Annotated in this window: 21 protein-coding genes; 1 reads left to right on the top strand and 20 read right to left on the bottom strand. The window is 38.4% G+C overall.

Annotation, left to right across the window (positions count from 1 at the left end):
* Position 1: 1 nt before the first annotated feature.
* From ACFOSE_RS08920 to ACFOSE_RS08905, 4 genes are all read right to left on the bottom strand, one after another.
* Positions 2-412, bottom strand: a complete 411-nt coding sequence (locus ACFOSE_RS08920) for a PTS sugar transporter subunit IIA (RefSeq protein ID WP_380432580.1) — start codon at positions 410-412, stop codon at positions 2-4.
* On the bottom strand, positions 402-1,868 hold the full coding sequence (locus ACFOSE_RS08915) for a BglG family transcription antiterminator (protein WP_380432578.1): 1,467 nt from the start codon (positions 1,866-1,868) through the stop codon (positions 402-404). The genes ACFOSE_RS08920 and ACFOSE_RS08915 overlap by 11 nt, the downstream gene beginning before the upstream one ends.
* A gap of 1,479 nt (positions 1,869-3,347) precedes the next feature.
* Positions 3,348-4,052, bottom strand: a complete 705-nt coding sequence (nagB, locus tag ACFOSE_RS08910) for a glucosamine-6-phosphate deaminase (protein ID WP_380432577.1) — start codon at positions 4,050-4,052, stop codon at positions 3,348-3,350.
* A 146-nt stretch (positions 4,053-4,198) separates the two neighbouring features.
* Complete coding sequence (locus ACFOSE_RS08905; protein ID WP_380432575.1) at positions 4,199-4,699, bottom strand: VIT1/CCC1 transporter family protein; 501 nt, start codon at positions 4,697-4,699, stop codon at positions 4,199-4,201.
* A 167-nt stretch (positions 4,700-4,866) separates the two neighbouring features.
* On the opposite strand from ACFOSE_RS08905, the gene queA reads away from it, so the two are divergent.
* Positions 4,867-5,895: a tRNA preQ1(34) S-adenosylmethionine ribosyltransferase-isomerase QueA gene (gene queA, locus ACFOSE_RS08900; RefSeq protein ID WP_380432573.1), complete on the top strand. Its 1,029-nt coding sequence runs from the start codon at positions 4,867-4,869 to the stop codon at positions 5,893-5,895.
* Between the two features lie 73 nt (positions 5,896-5,968).
* Here the strand turns inward: queA and ACFOSE_RS08895 are convergent, their stop codons facing one another.
* From ACFOSE_RS08895 to ACFOSE_RS08820, 16 genes are all read right to left on the bottom strand, one after another.
* On the bottom strand, positions 5,969-6,733 hold the full coding sequence (locus ACFOSE_RS08895) for an amino acid ABC transporter ATP-binding protein (protein ID WP_380432571.1): 765 nt from the start codon (positions 6,731-6,733) through the stop codon (positions 5,969-5,971).
* A gap of 9 nt (positions 6,734-6,742) precedes the next feature.
* Entirely contained in the window at positions 6,743-7,417 is a 675-nt protein-coding gene (locus ACFOSE_RS08890; protein ID WP_380432569.1) for an amino acid ABC transporter permease, read from the bottom strand.
* An 8-nt stretch (positions 7,418-7,425) separates the two neighbouring features.
* A complete protein-coding gene (locus ACFOSE_RS08885; protein ID WP_380432567.1) occupies positions 7,426-8,118 on the bottom strand; it encodes an amino acid ABC transporter permease in 693 nt (230 codons plus the stop codon).
* 8 nt (positions 8,119-8,126) lie between these two features.
* Positions 8,127-8,984 carry a transporter substrate-binding domain-containing protein gene (locus tag ACFOSE_RS08880; RefSeq protein WP_380432566.1) on the bottom strand — a complete coding sequence of 286 codons (858 nt, stop codon included), beginning with the start codon at positions 8,982-8,984 and terminating at the stop codon, positions 8,127-8,129.
* A gap of 18 nt (positions 8,985-9,002) precedes the next feature.
* Positions 9,003-10,010, bottom strand: coding sequence for a uroporphyrinogen decarboxylase family protein (locus tag ACFOSE_RS08875; RefSeq protein ID WP_380432564.1), 1,008 nt, complete (start codon positions 10,008-10,010; stop codon positions 9,003-9,005).
* Between the two features lie 209 nt (positions 10,011-10,219).
* Positions 10,220-11,065 (bottom strand): hypothetical protein, encoded by an 846-nt coding sequence (locus tag ACFOSE_RS08870; RefSeq protein WP_380432563.1) that lies wholly within the window; start codon positions 11,063-11,065, stop codon positions 10,220-10,222.
* A gap of 67 nt (positions 11,066-11,132) precedes the next feature.
* A complete protein-coding gene (locus tag ACFOSE_RS08865) occupies positions 11,133-12,197 on the bottom strand; it encodes a serine hydrolase (RefSeq protein ID WP_380432595.1) in 1,065 nt (354 codons plus the stop codon).
* Positions 12,198-12,299: 102 nt separating this feature from the next.
* Positions 12,300-12,908 carry a superoxide dismutase SodA gene (sodA, locus tag ACFOSE_RS08860; protein ID WP_380432561.1) on the bottom strand — a complete coding sequence of 203 codons (609 nt, stop codon included), beginning with the start codon at positions 12,906-12,908 and terminating at the stop codon, positions 12,300-12,302.
* Between the two features lie 99 nt (positions 12,909-13,007).
* Positions 13,008-14,042 (bottom strand): DNA polymerase III subunit delta, encoded by a 1,035-nt coding sequence (gene holA / locus ACFOSE_RS08855; protein WP_380432560.1) that lies wholly within the window; start codon positions 14,040-14,042, stop codon positions 13,008-13,010.
* Between the two features lie 110 nt (positions 14,043-14,152).
* The gene (locus ACFOSE_RS08850; RefSeq protein WP_380432559.1) at positions 14,153-15,136 is read right to left on the bottom strand and encodes a DUF805 domain-containing protein; all 984 of its coding nucleotides are present in this window, start codon (positions 15,134-15,136) and stop codon (positions 14,153-14,155) included.
* Between the two features lie 410 nt (positions 15,137-15,546).
* Positions 15,547-15,801: a DUF805 domain-containing protein gene (locus ACFOSE_RS08845; protein WP_380432557.1), complete on the bottom strand. Its 255-nt coding sequence runs from the start codon at positions 15,799-15,801 to the stop codon at positions 15,547-15,549.
* Between the two features lie 9 nt (positions 15,802-15,810).
* A complete protein-coding gene (locus tag ACFOSE_RS08840) occupies positions 15,811-16,863 on the bottom strand; it encodes a DUF805 domain-containing protein (RefSeq protein WP_380432555.1) in 1,053 nt (350 codons plus the stop codon).
* 134 nt (positions 16,864-16,997) lie between these two features.
* The gene (locus ACFOSE_RS08835; RefSeq protein WP_380432553.1) at positions 16,998-19,229 is read right to left on the bottom strand and encodes a ComEC/Rec2 family competence protein; all 2,232 of its coding nucleotides are present in this window, start codon (positions 19,227-19,229) and stop codon (positions 16,998-17,000) included.
* Entirely contained in the window at positions 19,226-19,876 is a 651-nt protein-coding gene (locus ACFOSE_RS08830; RefSeq protein WP_380432551.1) for a helix-hairpin-helix domain-containing protein, read from the bottom strand. The genes ACFOSE_RS08835 and ACFOSE_RS08830 overlap by 4 nt, the downstream gene beginning before the upstream one ends.
* A 205-nt stretch (positions 19,877-20,081) precedes the next feature.
* Complete coding sequence (locus ACFOSE_RS08825; protein ID WP_380432549.1) at positions 20,082-20,822, bottom strand: lysophospholipid acyltransferase family protein; 741 nt, start codon at positions 20,820-20,822, stop codon at positions 20,082-20,084.
* A 12-nt stretch (positions 20,823-20,834) separates the two neighbouring features.
* Complete coding sequence (locus tag ACFOSE_RS08820; RefSeq protein WP_380432547.1) at positions 20,835-21,764, bottom strand: peptidase U32 family protein; 930 nt, start codon at positions 21,762-21,764, stop codon at positions 20,835-20,837.
* Positions 21,765-21,948: the final 184 nt, after the last annotated feature.

The raw sequence follows: 21,948 nt of genomic DNA, 5'->3' as shown, positions 1-21,948 counted from the left end.
CTTAAATTTTTTCAATATCAATTTTTTCAGCCTGCAATAATTCTTCGAGATAAGCATCATTGGCTAGATGAATCATAAAATCCCTAATCTGCCTTTTAACCTTCTCCACCTCTCCAACCTTTAAAGCCAGACAAATAATCAATTTAACTTCTCCCATGTCCTCGTCCCATATTATAGGGTCTTGTAACCTAAGAATAAGAAGCTGACTTCGCTCAAGCTCCCGCAGTTCAAGATGGGGTAAAATGGTTTGTTGATAAATCTGAATATTTGCTAAGTGCTCACGGGCTAGTAATTTTTCTATCACTTCTTGATTGCTAAAAGGGGCAATCTGCTCTGCCAAGAAGTGATAGACTTCACTAGGATTATGAAGGGGCTCTTCAATAAATAACTTCTTGACTAACTCACTGCTCATTTTTGATCTCTCCAATCTTTTGCCGCAAACGTTCCTGATCTTCAAGCGTGAACATACCGCTTACCAATAAGAAAGGATAAGACGCTGGTAATTGAAGTGGGATAGTTGAAATCAACAGATCAATAGCAGGATAATTCTCTTCCAAGTGTTTCGTTTCTCTGGACGCGATAACATCAACAATCTCTAAATCGGAAAAGCTATTGCTAATTTTAGCCCGCAATAATTCTGAAATTCCGATACCTGTTGTACAAACAATCAGAGTCTTGAGCTTACGACTACTTGTTTCCAATAATTTTGCAAAATAAAGTGTGATGAAACCATTTTCATCATCCGAAATTGGAGAGAGTTGATAGAGCTGAGAAATCTCGTGCGATGTTTGACAAACCCTTTCAAAAATTTCTGAATAGATCAATTTAATTTGGTTTAATAAACCATTATGAATCATAATCTTTTGCTTCAGACGTTTGAGCATAGGTTCGATATGGTTAGCCAAGTCAATAAAAATATCCTTATTATTTATATCAAAGGGCCACTTTTGGTTCATCAGCTTCAGATAGGTCTGTGTAATCATTTTTACTTTCTCGGAAAAAAGAATTTCTTTAGAACTCGTTTCCTGTAGTCTGGAAGCTGACAGGTATTGATAGAGGTAATGAACTTCAATCTTAGGAATAGGAAGGTCCAAATAAGTTTCCAAATGCTGAATAACTTCTGTAGCAGATTCTAATAGAATAGCTGATGCATCTTCTAAATTTTCCTTTCCGCCATCTGCCAAGTGTGTTTGCGATTTGCGAATGCGTTGCATTAAAATATAAAGGTGGAGAAAAATATTAATGTTGTAAGGGTAGGGGATACTGCTTGAAAGTTTTCGTTCAATAAATTCCAACTGATAAAGGATAAAAGCAGCATCCTTTTCATCAATATTGAGGTCTGAATGTACTTTTAAATCAATGAAATCGACAATCTGATCATGCTGAAGACCCTCAAGAATTGCATGACGAATATTTTCCTCCTTTCCCTGAATTGCCAGCGTTCGTTTTTTTCGTATTAGCTGTAAATCAAATTTTTTTAGATCCTGAGCAATCAATTTCTCATCAGACACAAGGACCGACTCGCCAACAAAAAGTTCAGCCATTAAGTCAAATACAGAGACCGGTTGAGGAGCCTGCAATAACAATAACTGTTTGAGTTTACTCCGTCTTTGTTTAGGAGAGTACTCGGCAGGGGACCCTGCCTTATCCAATAAGAGATATTGGTCATAATCCAGCTTATATCCCTTTCCTTTCTCAGAAATAATAAGAGGCCCATTAGATAAGTCTTCATTGATACTTTTTACCCATCTGTAAATCGTTTTTGTTGAGGTCTGAAGCTTCTGTGCCAAAACATCAGAAGTCATAAAATCCCTTTGTGTTAGCAGTAGATATATGAGCTCTTGACCTTTATTTTTCAAAGTCATCATACACTTCTACTCCCTCCTTTATAGTATTATCATAACAATTTTTATTGTAAGTATTTTACAAATCCTTGTCCATAGCAACAGACATTTATTTGAAGCATCGAATAAAATAATGATTAGGAAAATGACTTGCTATAATTATTTGTCCAATCTTGTTACCGATTGCAAAAAGTTCTTAATAAAAAATCCCGCATCACTAGGATGCAGGAGTGAGATACAATTTTAGATTCAGACGATTCAGTCATTCCATACAATTGCGAGTTTTACCAATACCCTCACATTTACTATATTTCCTTTCCATTCACACAAACAACTTTCTCATTTAGAGCGTCTTTTTTTTCTGCTTTTTAAGATTTCTACAGCCAACTAGATAAGTTAGCCAACTGACAAATGAAAGAGAGACATTTAAAAGTAAAATAAAAAAATTTCTTGGTCAAGGAGAGGTGAAAAATGGTTCTTCGATAACTTCTCCATAATCCGCCACACCGATACAAATGAATAACAACCAAATATTCTTCATAATAAACATAGTTCAGCTTGTTATTATGAAGAAGAACCAGAATTTTTGCTTCTCTTCCTCTGTTTTTTTCCTAATAGCTATGAAGCGTAAAACATAAACTACTCCAAGACTTAAGAAGAAAACATTTATCATTAAATTTGAAACAGTGAATCGATTAAAAAAACTAACAAACCCTTGTAATAAATTCTTGTGATAAAAATCAATCGGAAATCCTATAAAGAAATGAATGACTAATTGCCTATCACAATCCAAAAAGCAACATTCTCGGATATCTTATTTTCTTTTAAATAGTCAAAATTGATTAATTTTTGAGGCTGTTGCTTTCTTTTTTTCTTCTTACTCATCTCATAGTAATTTCTATTATCTTTAACAATTGAGTTTTCTTCACTGTACTGCCTAGATAACAATGAAGTTATCTAATCATTAAATTTGATAAACTTAACACATATAATAACAGCAGAGTTAGAAAGCAACTTATCCATAACTTCTTGACTCTCTATAGCTTTTGTTAGATGCTGCATATTCATATAGAGTCAACCATCAGCCAATAAGTTTGTTAATTGCTCAAGTATTTGGAAGTTTCTGACTTCCAGCAGAATATCTACGATATTTAACCCAAATGTTAAGAATAGAAATAGTGCCTATATGGCTAGCTAAGGTGGGGGAAATGTCTAAATGGCCGTAATCACTCACATCCCTGACTAGACTGCACAATCGACTTCCGCCACCATAGCATAATCATCTCTTAAGTTACCAAAATCTTTAATGTAAACTTGCAATTCCGGCAACTATATAATACTTCTATTCTGGTGCTTGTGAATCTTTGGGTAAAAAGATTACCTGATAGAGAAGTTCATCTAACAGTGGATACTCTTGTAGAAGCATTCCATTAATAATCATAATTTGCTCCTTCTTATATTAGTGATAATTCTCTTTATCATAAGCTTAAAGAATTTTCATCTTTATGATAATTTACTAGCTGCTGCTTGATCAGCAATGATGGTAACATTGGAATGCTTTTGCAGAATGCTGGCAGGGACAGCTGTTGTAATTGGACCCTCAACCATCTGCGTAACTGCCTGAGCTTTTTCAAAACCATAGGCCATTAGCACAATCTGCTTGGAAGCCATAATAGAGGCAATCCCCATAGAAAGAGCCTGTCTAGGGACCTCTTGAGAACTAGAGAAGAAACGGCTATTGGCATCAATGGTATTTTCGGCTAAATCAACGATATGCGTCCTACTGTCAAAGGCTGTTCCTGGTTCATTAAAGCCAATATGTCCATTGCGACCGATTCCTAAGATTTGGAAATCAATAGGATGCTCTGCTAGAGCTTCTTCATAACGTTTAATTTCAGCTGTCAAGTCCTCGGCTAAACCACTGGGTAAGAAAGTTTCCTTGAAGGGCTTGGCTACAAAAAGATGCTTCTGCATAAAATGATGGTAGCTCTGTTCATGTTCCACAGGCAGACCAACATATTCATCCAAATTGAAACTGATGATATTAGAAAGATCCAAATCACTCTCAACAATTTCCTTATAAAAAGTCAAAGGACTACTACCAGTGGCTAATCCCAGGGTTTTTGCGCCAGCATCAAGGGCTTCTTTGAGTAATGAAAAAGCAAGGCTCCCACCTTCAACTTGATTAGAAACGGTAATAACTTTCATCACTTTTCTCCTTTATTGGTCTATACAGTTTTTCTTTTATTATATGGTATATACCAATTTTTGTCAAATAAAATGTGGAAAAAGAGCAGACAAAAATGCTTGATATAAGCAGTATAATAGTAAAGGGTATCTTAAGTAAGTTTCATCTATAGCGTACCTGCTAGATATCCCAAAAACTGGCCAATATAGTAAGCAAATAGGGCGGCAAGCAAACCAACTGATAGAGTCCGAAGAATTTCTTTTCCTTTATGGGTCTCTGTAATTAGAGCTTTAACCAAACCCAGCAAAGCTAATGCCACTGAGACAAGCAAACAGGCAATCCAAAAAGTATGATGTTGAAAGAGGTTCACTACATTGATTAAAATATAAGAGAGCAAGGGAATTAGACCAAATAAATTAAAAGAAAGAAAGGTCGCACCGGCATTCTTAAAAGCATGACTTCTATCATGATTTTCTTCGGTGGTAGAGCTTAGATAATCACCAACTGCCATTGAAAAACCATCCGCCAAGAGGTTTGAAAAACCTAAAATGATAATCGGTGTAATCCCTAAATTACCTCCGACTGATCCTGCTACTACTGCAAAAGTTGTGACAATCCCATCCATACCACCATAAACAATCGATTTTGCATAAGTTCTGATAGCCATGCGAGTTCCTTCTTTCAGCTTTATTATCTTTATTTAGAACCATTCTTATTTACTTAAAAATATTATAACATTTGTTTATAATGATTCCAAATAAAATAAGTATGACTGATAAGAGTCAATCATGATATAATAGGAAGGCTTATAAATTAAAAAATTTGGAGAAAACAGTGAATACAAACGATTTTGATTTTGATTTGCCTGAAGAACTCATTGCACAGACACCCTTGGAGAAGCGTGACAGTTCAAAATTACTAGTTATAGATTCTAAAACACACCGCATGATTGATACCCATTTCGATGCCATTGTTGACGAACTCAATCCCGGAGACGCCCTCGTGATGAACAACACCCGTGTGCTCCCCGCCCGCCTCTATGGCGAAAAGTCTGATACACATGGTCATGTGGAGCTTCTTCTCCTCAAAAATACAAGGGGAGATCAATGGGAAGTGCTAGCCAAACCAGCTAAACGCCTAAAAGTTGGAACAGAAATTTCATTTGGAGATGGCCGACTGACTGCAGTCATTATTAGGGAATTAGACCATGGAGGACGGATTGTCGAATTTAGCTATAATGGAATTTTCCTAGAAGTTCTGGAAAGCCTAGGGGAGATGCCACTTCCTCCCTATATCCACGAAAAGCTTGAAGATCATGAGCGTTATCAGACCGTCTATGCTAAAGAAAATGGCTCAGCTGCAGCCCCTACAGCTGGTCTTCATTTCACTCAAGAACTACTGAATAAAATTGCGGCCAAGGGGGTTCAATTAGTTGAGCTGACCCTGCATGTCGGCCTAGGCACCTTTCGTCCTGTTTCCGTTGAGAATTTGGATCAACATGAGATGCACTCTGAGTTTTACAGCCTCTCTGAGGAAGCTGCCCAGACTCTTCGCAATGTCAAAGCTAAGGGAGGACGAATCGTTGCTGTTGGAACGACTTCCATCCGAACCCTAGAAACCATCGGCAATAAATTTAACGGCCGGATTCAGGCGGACTCTGGTTGGACCAATATCTTTATCAAACCCGGCTATAAGTTCAAACTGGTTGATGCCTTCTCGACCAATTTTCACCTGCCAAAGTCCACCTTAGTCATGCTTGTTTCAGCCTTCGCCGGACGTGAATTTGTCTTTGAAGCCTATCAACATGCAATTCAGGAACATTATCGCTTCTTTAGTTTTGGCGATGCCATGTTTGTCAAATAAGAGATCACTTAGATTATAATAGTCTCTAAAAACACCTCCAATAGCTCTAAACTATTGGAGGTGTTTAGTTTTATTAAGCAAGTTCATCAATAGTATAGGAACTATCAGATAAGATACGAGCTAGAAAACGCCTTGTTCTTTCCTCTTTGGGGTGCAGGAAAAATTCTTTAGGAGGAGCTTGCTCAACAATGTGCCCACCATCCATAAAAACAATATGGTTGGCTACATCTCTAGCAAAGCTCATTTCATGGGTTACTACAATCATAGTAATTCCTTCATCAGCCAGCTGTTTCATAACACCTAAGACATCACCGATTAATTCAGGGTCAAGAGCTGAGGTTGGTTCGTCAAAAAAGATAACGTCAGGTTTGACCGCAACAGCACGCGCAATTCCAATACGTTGCTGCTGTCCTCCAGATAACTGACTAGGATAGTAATCTTTATAGCTCAATAGACCTACTTTTTCCAGAGCTTCCTGAGCTATTTTTTCCGCTTCTGCCTTCGGGACCTTTCTAGCCACAATTAAACCTTCTAAAATATTTTCCAGAGCAGTCTTATTGGCGAAAAGATTATAGTGTTGAAAGACAAAGGCTGTTTTTCTACGGATATCTAAGACTTCTTTACGATTCAATGTCGCTAAGTCATAAGCTTGGCCATCCAAGGTCAGCTGTCCTTGATCAGCTCTTTCTAGATGATTGAGACAACGAAGAAAAGTTGTCTTGCCCGAACCGCTAGGGCCCAGAATAACAACAACATCTCCTTTATTCACCGTCAGACTAACATCCTCAAGAACTGTTTTTTCACCAAATTGCTTTTTTACATTTTTAACATCTAACATAAATTCTCCTTAAGCAAACCGCTTCTCCAAGACCGAAAATCCCCATTGAATCACACTACAAATGATGATGTAAATAATAAATATTACCAAATAGGATTCAAAATATTGATAACTATGAGCTGCTTCTACCTTAGCTAGGGCTGTAATATCTTTAACCGTCATCACAAAAACAAGTGAGGTTCCTTTGACAATATTAATGACTAGATTACAAAGATTAGGGAGGGCTGATTTTAAAGCCTGAGGAAAAACAATCCTCATATAACTTTGTTTCGTCGTCAGTCCCATAGATTGAGCTGCTTCTAGCTGTCCTTTATCAACGGTCATAATAGCCGAACGTAATATCTCAGATAGGGTTCCTGTTGTCATTAGACTAAAGATGATAAAGGCATAGTAAATGGGATTAAGTTTAAAGACATCCAAACCACTTGATTTAAGAATAGTATTCAAAATACTGGGAAGAAGACTATAAAAGAATAGGATCAAAAGAATGGGAGGAGTAGCCCGAATAAAAGCCAGATAGATGACAGAAAAAGTTGTTACCCCCTTAACCTTATATATTCTTCCCAATGCTAGAAATAAGGCAGGGAAAAAACTCAAGAAAATAGCAACTACCATGATAGCTAGGGTAACAGGAACTCCCTTTAAGGAAAGTAAAAAAGTATGAAGAATATAAGTCAAATCCATAAACCCTCCTAGACCCTTCCTTTATTAAGATTTTGTTCCATCAAATGAGAAACGATTGATAAGACCAAAGCAATCCCCCAGTAAATAATGGCAACTGCTGTATAAGTTTCTAAAGAGTAATTTCCTAAATTACGACTGATGAGCAAGTTTCCTGCTCCCATAACATCCACTAGCCCAATCGTATAGGCTAAGGCAGCATCCTTCATTAGGTTTAAAATAGCTGTTGTGATATTAGGGAGAGCAATCCTAAAAATCTGAGAAAGCAAGATTCGAATGAAGGTCTGATAACCTGTCAAACCGATACTCAAACCTGCTTCCAACTGTCCTTTGGGGACAGCTAAGTAGGCTGATTTAAAAACCTCGGATATAGAAGCTGCAAAGAGTAAAACCATGGTTACAATTACAAAAATTGTACGCGACCAACCATCAACATCCAAATGAAGCCACCAATTCAGAAATTCAGGCAAGCCATAAAAAACAAGAAAGAGCAAAACAATCGGTGGTGTACATCTTAAGATAAAGACGTATCCCCTAGCAAATCCTGCTAAACTGCGATCAGAATCCAGCTGCACCCAAGCAAGCCCAGCTCCCAGTAAAGAACCCAAAAGAATAGTTACAAAAATGACCCATAGGGTTAAGGGCAAGGCAGAGAGAATGGCTGGTAAAAATTTAAAAACATAAGATGGTGTATAAGAAACCATACAACCTCCTATTCTGTCACATAATTAAAAACATCTTCTCCAAAGTATTTTTTCGATAGTTTTTTTAAAGTTCCATCTTTCTTTAATTCTTTAACAGCCTTAGTATAATCTTTTTCAAATTCTTTATTAGCTTTGTTACGATGAATAAGTGGATAAGTTTCAATACCCTTGTATGGAATCCAGCTCAATTGATCAGCATATTTATGGTAGGCTCCATCTTTATCTTTGACAGCCTCTTCAAAGGATAATTTGATATCGAAATAAGCATCATAACGCCCCTCAAGAACCCAGGCATAGGCATCCGCCATGGTGAAACTTTCTGCGGCCTTCAAATCAATCGGATTATTCTTGTGACTTTTATTGTAATCTTCAATAACATTCCATTGAGCATTCTGTGGAGAAATAGGAACTAATTTACCACTTGTCTTAGCGAAAGAATCAATATCGGTAATCTTTTTTTCATCTTCCTTGCGAATAGTCAAACCAATAACACTAGCACCAATGGGATCTTTAGGAATAATAAACTTCTTAGCCCGTTCCTTAGTATACCAAGCACCTTTGGTACCAATGTCATATTTCCCTGATTCTAATCCAATAAGTAAGTCTTCATCACTGGTTCCTGTATATTTAAATTTATAGTTAGGCAATTTCCTATCTATAGCCTTTAAGACTTCTACCTCATAACCAGTACTTTCTCCCTTATCATTAACATAATCGTAAGGAGCATAATTCTGAGTGTGGACTACCTTTAGTGTTGTTACCTTACCATTGCCAGCACCGCCTCCGGCTAGCTGACGACTAATAATAGTTCCCAAAATAAGGACTAGTAGAACACCAGCTACAATAAGCCATTTTTTCTTTGTCATTTAATTACCCCTTTCCTCTTATAAAGCAGCTGCTTCTTTAACCCAAGCGATATGTTCAGCAGCTGTGTTGCTGGGAATCGTACAATCCGCACCTATGATAGTTGCTGTCTTCCCAGCATCCTGCAAGAGTTTAGCTACTTCGTTTTGAATTGCTTCCTTGCTACCTTTATAAAGCAAGCCATCCTCCGTATTGATAAATCCTCCTAAAACAGTCTTACCACCAAAAAGTTCACGACCCTGGGAAAGGCTGATACCCTCAGGACCAACAGCCCAGTTAAAGACTTGAGCAGGATAGTCTTTAAAGAGACTAACATCATTGCTAGCTCCCTCATAACCACAAATATGAAGAACACTCAAACCTTCTGCCTGACGAGCAGCTGTTAGAATTCTGAGATCACTTGGAGCAATATAAGTACGATAGATTTCCGAAGTGATACTAGCATCTTGGATAGATTGAACACTGAGATAGATGCCTTCAATATCAGCTTCCTTGATAATTCTTTCTACCAAAATAGCAATATCATCAGCAATAATGTCCAAAACTTTTTTGAGGGTAGCTGCATCCTCCTTCAAAAAGTGAGCGATAATATCATCGCCATTGGCCACTTGGCCGGCCAATTGCCACTTGAGATAAGTAACAGGGGCGAAGATATTATAGATAGCTACAATATCTTCTATAAAAATTTTTTTAATAGCTTTAACTAGCTCCACTTGCTGGCTAAACCAAGGATGATCTTTACCGATAGAAACAATATCAGCTAATTCTTTAACTGAAGTGACATCTGTACTAATCAAGGGATTTGGATAGGTAAAAAATCCATCACTCATTATTTTAATAAAGTCAGGTTGGACATTTTGAATAAATTTCTGATGGCCTTCTAGGTTTTTATGAAAAAGAGCTGGATTATCAAGCCCCTGCCCCAGTTCTTCCTCAGATAAAAAATGATACCAGAAACCAACCGGCACTCTATCAACTGGCTTTCCTTCAAAAGCCTTTAAAACCCATTCTTTCTTACTATCTACCATAAGCTTAACTCCTTTACATTATAAAACTTGGATTTATCTTACCACCTCTCTGGGAATCCGCATAATCTATATTTTTTATGGCATGCTATAAATTTTTCTTATATCAAAAAAGAACCTTCTATTTTGATATAAAAAAGCTCCCCAGCCGACAAGAGTGAAAGGTACTTTCACTACTTGCTAGCTGGAGAGCTTTTTGATTTCAGTTTTTATTATTTTAATTTCTTTAAAGCAGCTTTTGCTTCGCGAACCAAGTAAAGGGAAGCTTCTTCTTGGGATATTTTCTTATAGAGCTTTTTGGCTTGATCTTTTTGATCGAGCAATCGAGCATTCTCAGCTAGAAGATAATCACGCAAAATACTTTCTAATTTATTGCTAACCTTGATTTCTTCAAAATCTTCAATTGCTTTGCCTTCGCCAATTACACTAGCCATCAGCGTTACAATTTGTTGCGTATAAGCTTTTTGATCGGCTTCAGCATCATTTTGAACGGCCAAGGTTTTGATATCATCTAAACAAGCCTGTAAACCAAAGTCCCTCTTGGTGAAAACTTTATTGGCAAAGGTGATTAGGTAGTAGGTTAAAAGAAGAGGGGTACGCTCTTTAGGAGAAAGTCTAACCTTCTTAGGATTGATCATCTCAATAAAATAATCTGTACCTTTAGTATCTTTTGTATCCTTGAAATCACCACGCAACCAAGCTAATTCTGCTTGACGGATGATAATGCGGTCCCAGTTCGTTTTTAAAGACACCTGACTTTCGTAATCCAAAATATCATCATATTTTTTCAAATCAAGGTCTTCAGTCAAAATTTTAAGAGAATCCTTGCGATAAATATTGTTTTCTCGTACATACTGGACTCCCAAGGCTAGCAGTGGCATCAAGCTAGCTAAAGTGAAAGCTGCTCCCATAATATTGGTGGGGTTGATAAACCAATAGACTAGCGAAGCGATGAAGAGTAGCAAGAATAGAATGAACCAATTCCGCACAACAGTGAGATAGGTATACATCCTCTTTTCAATATCTTCTAGCTTACTTTCACGATATGATGTGATCATCTTTATTTCTCCTCAAAATTTTCCTCTATTATATCATAATGTCAACAAACTTGAAAAAGTTTATTGGTTAGTTCATGTTGACCCGATGCCATTCATTGATAACATAGGTCATCATCGCTAACTGACTGTAACCATAATTATTAATTTCTGAGCTCTCTTCTGTTGAACCACCTAGATAACGCGTATAGATGGCAATGAGATAAGGACTGGATTCCATGACAATAGCATCAATATTCAAGGCCTCACGGACATAGCCTGGCTTTTGATAGATGGTCATATCCTCTGGTAGGTAGGTCTTGTAATACTCATCCGGAAAGGACTCCCCGATATAATAAAGAAGGTCTGAATACTTTTCCTGATGCTTATAGAGATAATCTAAAACTTGGATGTAGTAACTGGTTGTAGTCTTATTTCCTTCCAGCTGAAAGGCTGGAACATCTGGACTATTGGACTTGCCATAGCGCGTGTACATGCCGTAAGCTGTCTCAATGCCTCCTAGTAAATTACCTAGAGCATGAGCTGGGGTATTTTCTGAAATAACCAATGATCCATATTGCATTTCAGGAATACTCATACTCCCACCGTAGTTATTAACATAGGTATCATGTTCTCCTTGAAATTCATAATCCGTATTGGTAATATCAAAACGCTGTTCATAATTGTACTTGCCCTTAGCTACTTCATCAACCACCAGCATATTTAAAGGTAATTTATAAGTTGAACCTGCTGTCATTAACTGGGTATCGTTCATCGAAAAAGCTTCATTGGTTGCTGTATTTTTATAAGAAAAAGCAACCTGCGATTGATCAATCCCTTGCTCAGCCAAAAAGGTATTAACCGTATCCACCAAGCTCATATTAGCATAATCATAATAGAGGCCCAGAACATTCATTCTCTCAGCATCGGCCTCCATAACCGCCTGCTTCTCCTCAGTTGACTTATTACGAGGCTTAACTTCTTCCTCAGCATTTTGCCTCTCTGAATTAGACTCTGGATTTTGCGCTGTCTTTTGATGATCAATTAAGGTCTTTTTTCCCTGCTGCCAATAAATACTCCCTAAAATTCCTAGGACAAGAGTCAGAATAACAGCTAATACAATCGTGAGTTTTTTTAACATCATTTCTCCTTTAATACTATTTTAAGGAAAAAATTGTTTTTTGCAAGTTGAATCTGAAATTTTTTTATTCTAATTAAAAACTAGTCCCTAATTAAAGAGACTAATCGTCATAAATTCTTATTTGGCAGCTGCTGCATAAAGTTCAGCAACCTTATTCCAGTTGATAATTTCAAAGAAAGCTTTGATATAATTTGGACGGACGTTGCGGTAATTAAGATAATAAGCATGCTCCCAGACATCAAGTGCCAAAATTGGTTGTTTACCTTCCATAATTGGTGTGTCTTGATTGGGTGTCGAAAGAACTTCTAGTTTACCTTGTGCATTGACAACAAGCCAAGCCCAACCTGAACCAAAGCGGGTAGTCGCTGCTGCTGTAAATGCATCTTTAAAGGCAGCAAATGAGCCAAAGGCTTCATCAATCGCTGCTGCAACTTCTTCTGTAATTTGTGTTTTTTCTGGTGACAACAGTTCCCAGAAAAGAGCGTGGTTCAAATGACCACCACCATTATTGATGAGCACTTGCCGGATATCGGCTGGAATAGAGTCAACATCAGACAACAAAGTAACCAAGTCCTCACCAATTTCTGGGTGTTTTTCAAGAGCAGCATTTGCATTTGCTACATAAGTTGCATGGTGCTTATCGTGGTGCAAGGTCATTGTCTCTGCATCAATATAGGGTTCCAAAGCATCGTAAGCATAAGGAAGATCAGGTAAAATAATAGCCATTGTAACTACCTCTTTTCTTTTTGATATTTACATTCTATAGGAAAATGGTAGAGCTTTCAAGAATTTTGATTACCATTAGTAAAACTCTACTTATCAGCATTAAAGCAAGCTTACAATCTTCAATAGAGCCAAATCAAAAAGATAACCTTTCTCGTAATTCCCTCTTTTAATTTGATAATCGGTATCAATGAGGATACTCAGAGCTCGCTTTAAAAATGGCAAGGGCAAAGTTCTGCTGTCACGCAGAGCAAACCGAATCTGATAAGGGTTTATTTTACGCTCCAATAATTCAGAGAGTTCAGCAACCATCTGCTGCTCATTCTTTCCTTGCTGTCCCAAAATTTTAACTTGGGTAAACAGGCGAAATTGCCCCAACATAACAGCCAGTAACTTTATTTCCTCTTCTCCTTGAAGACGTAAATCGGTTATCAGATCCCGCGCAGATTCAATCTTCTTCGTTAAGATAAACTGGGTCAAGTCAAAAATATTGTCCTGCAATGTTTTAGGAATGGCTTCATTGATATCCATCAGACTGATTTGACCACTTCTCTTATAAGACTTGAGAAAGGCAAGATTTTTTTGTATTTCACTGAAATCAAAATTAGACTTGATCAACAACTGCTCAAAGGCACCTGACTCAAAGACCAATCCCTGCTTATGAGCAAGCTTTTGGAAATGGGTTCGCAATTCTGCTTCTTTGAGCTCTCCTGCTTCAAACACTTTAGCCTCTCGTTTGAGAAGTTTAACCAAGCGACGCTTCCCATCTAGCTTGCCAGGAGCAAAGATAACTAAGCGCGTCGTTGCAATAGGATTGGCTAGATAGCTCTCCAAATTCTTGGTATCTTTGTCATCGAGATAGGATTTCTTGGCTGTTGTAAGATCTAAAAGATTATCAAAAATTACCACCTTTTCATCTGAAAAAAAGGGGAGGCTTTCCAAATCCAATTGAGCATCAACATAGCTAGATTCTGGAAAGTCAAAATAAGAATAAGTCAAATCACTTGTATCAAAACCAATTTGTTCCAGCAAGACTTGCTTAAGCTGGCTGTACTGGCCCAAATCATCCCCAGTAATCACGGTGACGAGGGGCAACTTCTCCTTGGTCAGATTTTCAATTTCTTCGATTGCAATCATGCTTTGATTATAACATAAAAGGAAGTGAACTCAAAAAATCCTATTAGAATAGTCACTCTTGCTCGGCAATAGAAAAAGGCGAGGAACTTGTCCCGCCTTATTAGTTAAAATTATTCAAAAGGATTTTCACCTTTAGAACCACCAGTCACTTTAGAATCATTGGATTGAATTGGATCATTTAAAGGGGCCTGTTCTGAGGATACACTCTGAGACTGAGGAGCTTGATTCTGGGTTTCTGGAGAAGATGGAACAGGTTGGTAGCCCGAACTTGGCTGTTGTCCGGAAGCACCCAGATTAGGTTGATTCATTGCAGCTGGATTGGATTGCTGATACACACCATTAGGATCTTGCACCGCTGCTCCTTGATTAGGCTGTTGGTACATACCCATGTCGTTAGGATCTTGCACCGGCGCTCCTTGATTAGGCTGTTGGTATATGCCCATGCCGTTAGGATCTTGCACCGGCGCTCCTTGATTAGGCTGTTGGTATATGCCCATGCCGTTAGGATCTTGCACCGGCGCTCCTTGATTAGGCTGTTGGTACATGTTTTGATTTGGCATACCTTGCCATTGATTTTGTCCTTGGAATGATGAAATAGGTTGCTCACCATTGAAACCATAATAATTAGAACCTGCTGCATTGACCTGTTTAGTTGGCTGACAGCATAAAACGATTAAAGCAATTGAACACCCTAATCCTACCAGTGGACCAACAAATACACCTAAAAGAGGAATGAAAATTGTGACTAGGCCCCCAAGATTAAGGAAAACATAAGCCCAATGATAACCAGCATCACGCAGTCGACGTACTTGAATAGCTAAGGCAGGAGTCAGATTAGCGAGTCCCCAAAGCACTCCTATAAGAACGAAAAAAATGAACAACATTCCTACAGCACCAGCGCTAGCCTCATAATAACTATAACTACTACTTGTAGCAACGGAGGCACCAATCACAAATAATATAATGGTTGCCAAGAAAAAGTAAACCAATCCGATGAGGAAATTCACAAGGAAAACCCACCAATAGCCTGCAAGGTCGGTTCTGCCTTCAAAGTCAGCATAATGTTTCCAGTAATTTTTATAAGCTTCAATCATATTAACTCTCCTTTTATATATTAGTTGATTGTGTTGATTTGTAGACGCTGTGTAAGTCATATAAGGATTGGTATCTTCCGGCTTACTTCCACGGCAACAAAGAATCAGGATAATCAGGTTACAAATCATATTTATGACCTGAGCAATACTAAGAATTACAAGACCTGAATCAATAGCTTTTAGCGAGTGTAATAGCAGAAGTGGTCCAAATAAATAAAGACTAGCTAAAATACTAAAAACAGTTGGAACAATTTTAAGAAATATCCATGACCAGTGCAAACCCGAATCACGAAAACGTCGAATCAAAAGAGATAGACGTGGTATAAAATTGATGATATACCAAAGAGCTCCTATCGCCAATGATAGAGGAAGAACTAATAAATTATGGAAGAAGAGGAATAAGAGATAGGTTACCACAAAAAACTTATCTGAGCAGAGTATTTCTCTAGTCTTGTCCTATATATATAATAAATTAGCAAAATAAGGGAAAGTATCCCCCCAACATCGTCACTATTTATATTAATGACAACTATAATACCAACTATCAGATTAAAGAGAAAAGCAATCAAGACATTGACCAAGAAAACCCACCAATAACCTGAACGACTAGTTCTTCCTTTAAAATCTACATATTGTTTCCAATAGTTTTTATAAGCTCTAAACATAACTTCCCTTTACTGTGGAACGTTATTTGAGGAATTAAAAGTCTGTGAATCCTGTTCTACTCCGGTTTGAAACTCTTGCAGAGTTGATTGTGATTGAGGTTGTTGGGGAGCAGCTGGATTCTGTGGTTGTTGCGGCGCTGCTTGAGGAGCAACGGGAGCTTGTGGCTGGGCAAATCCTGTAGACTGATCAAAAGGATTGACCTGTTGAAAATCTGGAGCCTGTTGCATGGCTTGATTAGGCTGTTTGAGGTTTGGATTTTGAGGCTGAAGAGGTTGCTGCGACGCTGATGCTTGTTGGTCAGCAAAAGGAGCTTGTGGCTGTGGTTGGGTAAATCCTGTAGACTGATCGAAAGAATTGACCTGCTGAAAACCTGGAGCCTGTTGCATGGCTTGATTAGGTTGTTGGAAGTTTTGATTTTGAGGCTGAAGAGGTTGTTGCGGCGCTACTGCTGCTTGTTGATCAGCAGCAGGGGCTTGTGGCTGTGATTGCACAGGCTGTTGAGAAAATGCTCCTTGTTGAAGAGCTGTTGATTGATTAAAGCCAGCTTGAGGCTGAGCAGCCACGAATTGATTTGGTACTGGATTATTATAAAAATTATTAACTTTAGCAACCTTTTCTCGACTTGGGAAAGCCCATAAAACAATGCTCGCAATTATCAAGAAAGGACTGATATACCCCACAAAAGGAATGAATGATAGAACTAGAGCTCCTGCGTATAAGAAGATAAGAGACCAGTGAAAATTGGCATCACGCAGACGACGAACACCAATAGCGAGACTCGGTACCAAAATAGCTAATTCAAAAATCAGCCATAAGACAAGAACAATAATCATGACAGGTGAGATATCTGACCACATTGACAATCCATCTGTTGATAAAGCACTTTCCTCCATGAGTTGAGTACGATTCCAGAAAGGAATAGCGAGGTCAAAGAGATAAATCAGAAAGAAGGTTAATCTGATTAAGGTATTAAACATAAAGGGCCACCAAAAACCTGAACGCTTTGTGCGCCCTTTAAAATCAATATACTGTTTCCAAAAGTTAGTATAAGCTGTAAACATAAGCAATCTCCTAAATAAATTGATACTTATTAGAATAGCATAATTTACTTTGAATTACAATCTAGTCTGAGAATTGCAACAGACTTTTCTATCTATACTAATCAATTCTTCGTGAACTGACAAAACCGCAAAATTTATCTGACTGTCTCCACTGACCACTTCCAGAAACCATGATAACGTATTGCACCTTGCTGATCCGTACGATAAACACGCATTTTTTCAACTGCAAATCTATCTAAGGTTTCCTCATTAGGATGACCATATCGATTGCCTTTACCTGCAGATATTAGGGCTGTGTCAGCTTGTAACTGTTTGAGAAAGAGGGGATTAGATGACCCTTTTGAACCGTGGTGACCTGCTTTAAGAATATCAACTTGGAGTTCGGGATAGAGTTGCATCAAATCTTCTTCCCCTTGTGCTTCCAAGTCACCGGTAAAAAGGAAGGATTTATTGAGTAACTGACCATATAAAACCAAGGAATCATTGTTACCGCCATCACCTACCTGATTAGGGTAGAGCACCCTGAGTTGACTGCCCATAATTGGTAAACTATCCTCAGCTTGCAGTATTCTTACCTTAACTTTCATTTTTTTAAGACGACTAACAAAACTAGGTTTTGTTAAACTCCCAGAACTAACTAACACCTCACCAATCCTAAAGGCTTTGGCCACTTCTTCCATGTCTCCCATGTGGTCAGTATCAGTATGGGTCAGCACGAGCTGATTAATTTCACCAACGCCTCTACTTTTTAGATAGGGAATGAGTGTTTTCTCAGCGTTGCTAGTCGTATTTTCTTTTTGCCACTCTTCGTGATTGCCGAAAGTAACCTTGCCTCCTACATCAATTAAGATGTTCTTTCCCCAACTATCCCGTAAAAAGATACTGTCTCCCTGGCCAACATCAACAATAGTCACTTCATTATCTAAGGGATGCTTGATGAGAGCAAATAAAATCACTAAGCTCACTAGCAAACTGTAACGCAATAGCCTGTGCTTCCAATAATCATACAAGAAGGCTAAACACACTAAGAGAATGAGTAAAAGGCACACATCAGGACTACCAAAAACCGGAGGATTTCCTATTAAATTATGTGTCCAAGCAATCACCCGCTCCAGCAAGATAAAAACTGGATTAACCCAATCGAGTTTCATAAAAGGACTGATAAGAAACAGCAAACTTAGAAGTGGCAAAATCATCAGATCAAAAATGAGGGAAAAACCCGCTGTCAAAAGAATCGATAGGGGCTGAAAGACTCCGAATAAATAAATTAAGACCGGCAATACTCCTAAGGAAACACTGGCAGTTTCTAGTAATAACTTTTTCAAGCCTGCATAATGCTCAATATCAATGACAGCTAAAATGAAAGCATAAGTGAAACTGAGAGTACCGCCAGCCGTCAGCAAAAAATTAGGCATAAGCATAAACATGATAAAAATGGTCAGGGCAATATTGTCCAAACGCCGTAATCCAAGCTGGGAAAGACTGGACTGAATCAGACTTCGGATAACCGACACGGCAAAACCTGTCATCCCTGCATAAATTACTGAAAAAGGAACTTGCAGAATATCTACCCAGTCTCGTCGCAAACCTAGACGCAGAAAGCACCAGCGAAAAATTTTAATAAAAAATCCTACCTGCATTCCAGACAGAGCGAAAAGGTGAATAATTCCCAAACTCGTGTAAAGATCATTCATCCGATCAAAATCCTTATCCAAATAGCCAAACAGTAAGCCTGTCATATAGTGATTCATAGGGCTGGAGAAGTTTGTCAGACAATGGACCAAGGCTTTTCTGCGCCAGATATGCAAATAATCATAGAGAGTTAATTTGTGATCCGATTGCAAGGCTGTCACCTTATCTATCGTAACCACACGATAAATTCCCTTGTTTTTTAAATAGGAGCGATAGTTAAAACCATGAAAATTCCTTTGTTCATCTGCTTCCTCCACCTCAGCTGAAACGCTCATCAGCAACTTTTCAGTTACCGTCTTATAAAATATTTTTTCGCGTCTAGATTTTAAACGGTAAAAAACTTGATAGGTCCGACCGTGATTTTTAGCCTGAAAGCTCAACTGATCTCCATTGACAGATAAACTATCCGGTATGACTTCTAACTGTTTGACTTGCTCAGGAGAGTTCCGGTAATCCTGATTGATTTTATACTGATAAACATAACTGATCAGTGCAAAACAGGATAAAATACAGATGACTTGTAAAAATATTTGATAGTCATGATGGCGCCAGAGTTGATAAAGGGTAAACAAAAAAAGTATGAGAACAGCTGGGTAACCAGTAAAAATAAGATAATAAACAAGAACTAGCAAAAAAGCCAAATAAATTGGCTTGATAGGAAAATAACGAATCAAATTGTCACCTCCGCTGCAATTTTCTCATAGGTCTTATCTCCAATCCCTGAGATCTCCTTGAGCTCCTCCACAGAAGTAAATCCTCCGTGTTCCTCACGATAATCAATAATATCTTGAGCCCTTTTCTCACCGATACCTGAAATGGTTTGCAACTCCTCAACCGTGGCTTTGTTCAAATTGATTTTATCTTTACTATCAGAGGTAGCTGAGCCTGTTTGATGATTAGGAGCTTGGTTAGCCTGCGTTACCTCATTAACCTCTTCACCTTGGATAGCCACATAAACAACATCTTCATCTTCTAGCTTCTGTGCGAGATTGACTGATTTCTTATTAGCCTTATCCGTAAATCCGCCAGCTTTTTTAACTGCATCTGTCACTCTGCTACCAGCCGGTAATTGATAAACCCCCTCAGTCTTGACAGCTCCTTTAACATCCACCATAATCGTTTCTGAGGTTGTGGAAGTAGAAAATTTATTTGAACTTTGCTGGTGGGTGGAGGTCTGAGTCAATTCCGGAAAATCTGATGTGGGCTTTTGCTTCTGATGATACAGATTAAAAGCTAGACCTGCAGCTAACAAAAGAACCAAAAGCACCAGACCTGTCATGACCTTGTTTTCTTTAATTTTATCTAGCCAATCCTCCCACATTATTATCACCCCATGTTCTTTCTTAAAAAACCAGTTGCCAAGCATCAATAGCTAAAAATACCATTAAGATTAATAAAGCCAATACAAATAGTAAATAAAAATCTTCGCTCTTCATTGCAAATCCTCCTACTTAGTTATTCGTATTTCAATCAAAAAGGGGTTGGAAACATTCAATTTCCAAACCCTTTTTATCTTAATTCTTCAATTATTTACGATGTTTTTCTGGATTCCATACAAAGCTAGCAAAATAACTAAAGACCAATGTCAAGAGTACCAAAATAAAAGCGATAAACCCAAGCGGGATACGGTAAATATAAGTCAGCGGATTGAGCTTTTTACCGTTGTTATAGGCTTCATTTTGTTCATCCAAGGTGTCAAAAGCTATTTGTACACGGTTAGCAATCGTTTCAACTCCTTCATCATTAAGACGCTTTACGTCTGAAACATCGATAGGATGACCAAAATTCATATCAATTCGTTCTCCCTTGAGCAGACCTGAAAAAGAACGCGGACCTTGATAAACGGCTGGTTGAATCTTAACCTTGGCCATCTTGGCAATAACCGCAACCCCACCTTTAATGTCAGATGAATGGCGACTCCCACTCGGAAACATAATCAAGGAACGATGACTTTTCTTTAACATCTTAACAGGGTATTTAATAGCTTCTTGACTAGGGCGGTCACGATCGATAGGAAAAGCTCCACACATACGAATCCACCAACCAAAAATGCGGTTGTTGAAGAGTTCTTTTTTAGCCATAAAAAGAAACTGCTTAGGCTTAGTCGCAAAGGCCAGATAAATCGGATCCCACCATGTCCGATGAGGGGCGACCAAAATATAATTTTCTCTGGTATCTAGTAAGTTTTCCCGATTGTGATAATGGGCATTGCCATTAACAACCCAAACAAGGAAAGATACCAGCCAACGTAAGTAGGCATAAAACATGAATAAATCCTCCTATTTGACAAGATCAGGATCAAAGTCATAGAATCCTGTATCCAAATTGCGATTAGCAGGGTGAAGTTTACGAATTTTCTCATCGAAAAGGAAAGCTTGATCGGACGACCACTTGCCTGCCTCAATGAGGTCACGTGCTTTAATGAAATAGTTAGCAATGTCAACAAAATTATCACCCGGTGTATAGATACCATCAAGCTTCCAATGGTCGTATCCATGCTCAACCAACTCAGTCAACTTGGTCATTAAATCAACATCATTGTTGGCAAAAATGTGGGTCCCATGGCTATCTTCATAGATGGAATAGTGAGAATCCACATCATTGGGCTCAGCTAGAAATAAATCCCGCTGACGGCTCTTTTCATCATCAATGTGGGTGAAATTGTAATAATTTTGTAAAAGGGGACGCTTGGAGTGGTGGATAACGCTGGCGCCGTAAACCAAAATTTCCGCAGGAATTTTAAGATTCTCCGACATCTTAAAAAGCTCAGCCGAAGGAACTTCACGAGCTAAAACAGCTTCCGAAGCTCCAGCATTCTTACCCCAAAAATTGATCTGCCGACTGGAAGTAACCATAGTTGAAGCATCGTATATTATCTTGAAAGGACGCTCATCACGCTGGCAAATATAGAGGACGCCCGCATCCCCAACTGCGATGTAATCTGCACCAATCTCCTCCAAAAAGTCCAAGTATTCAGGCAGAGCATCCATCATCGCTTGATGCATGAGAGCATTGACTGCCACAGTCAGCTCCTTCCCTGCCGCATGAACCTTTTGAGCAAGCTCTTTTAATTCTCTATCTGAAAAAGTTTTTGGCAGACGTAGACCAAAGGCTTTTTCTCCAACATAGATTCGATCAATTCCAAGAGCTAAAAGGGCTTCAGCCTGTTCCAAGCTTTCCGCCGTTGCAGTCATAATAATTTTTTTCATAACACTCCCATTATAGCAGATTTTTGAAAAAATTCCTCCTCCTTTTTTAAGATTAGATATCTCAAACTCGTGGTGCTAGTTGATTTTCAACGACAATAAAAAGCCCAAAAGGACTATACTGTAAGTGACAAAACAAACAGGAGGTAGTCCTAATGAGCCACTTACAGTATACCGCTAAATCCCA

Source organism: Streptococcus dentapri (genome assembly GCF_042649885.1).
Classification (GTDB): domain Bacteria; phylum Bacillota; class Bacilli; order Lactobacillales; family Streptococcaceae; genus Streptococcus; species Streptococcus dentapri.
The sequence above is the reverse complement of the archived record's forward strand: the minus strand, read 5'-3'. Positions and strand labels throughout refer to the sequence as shown.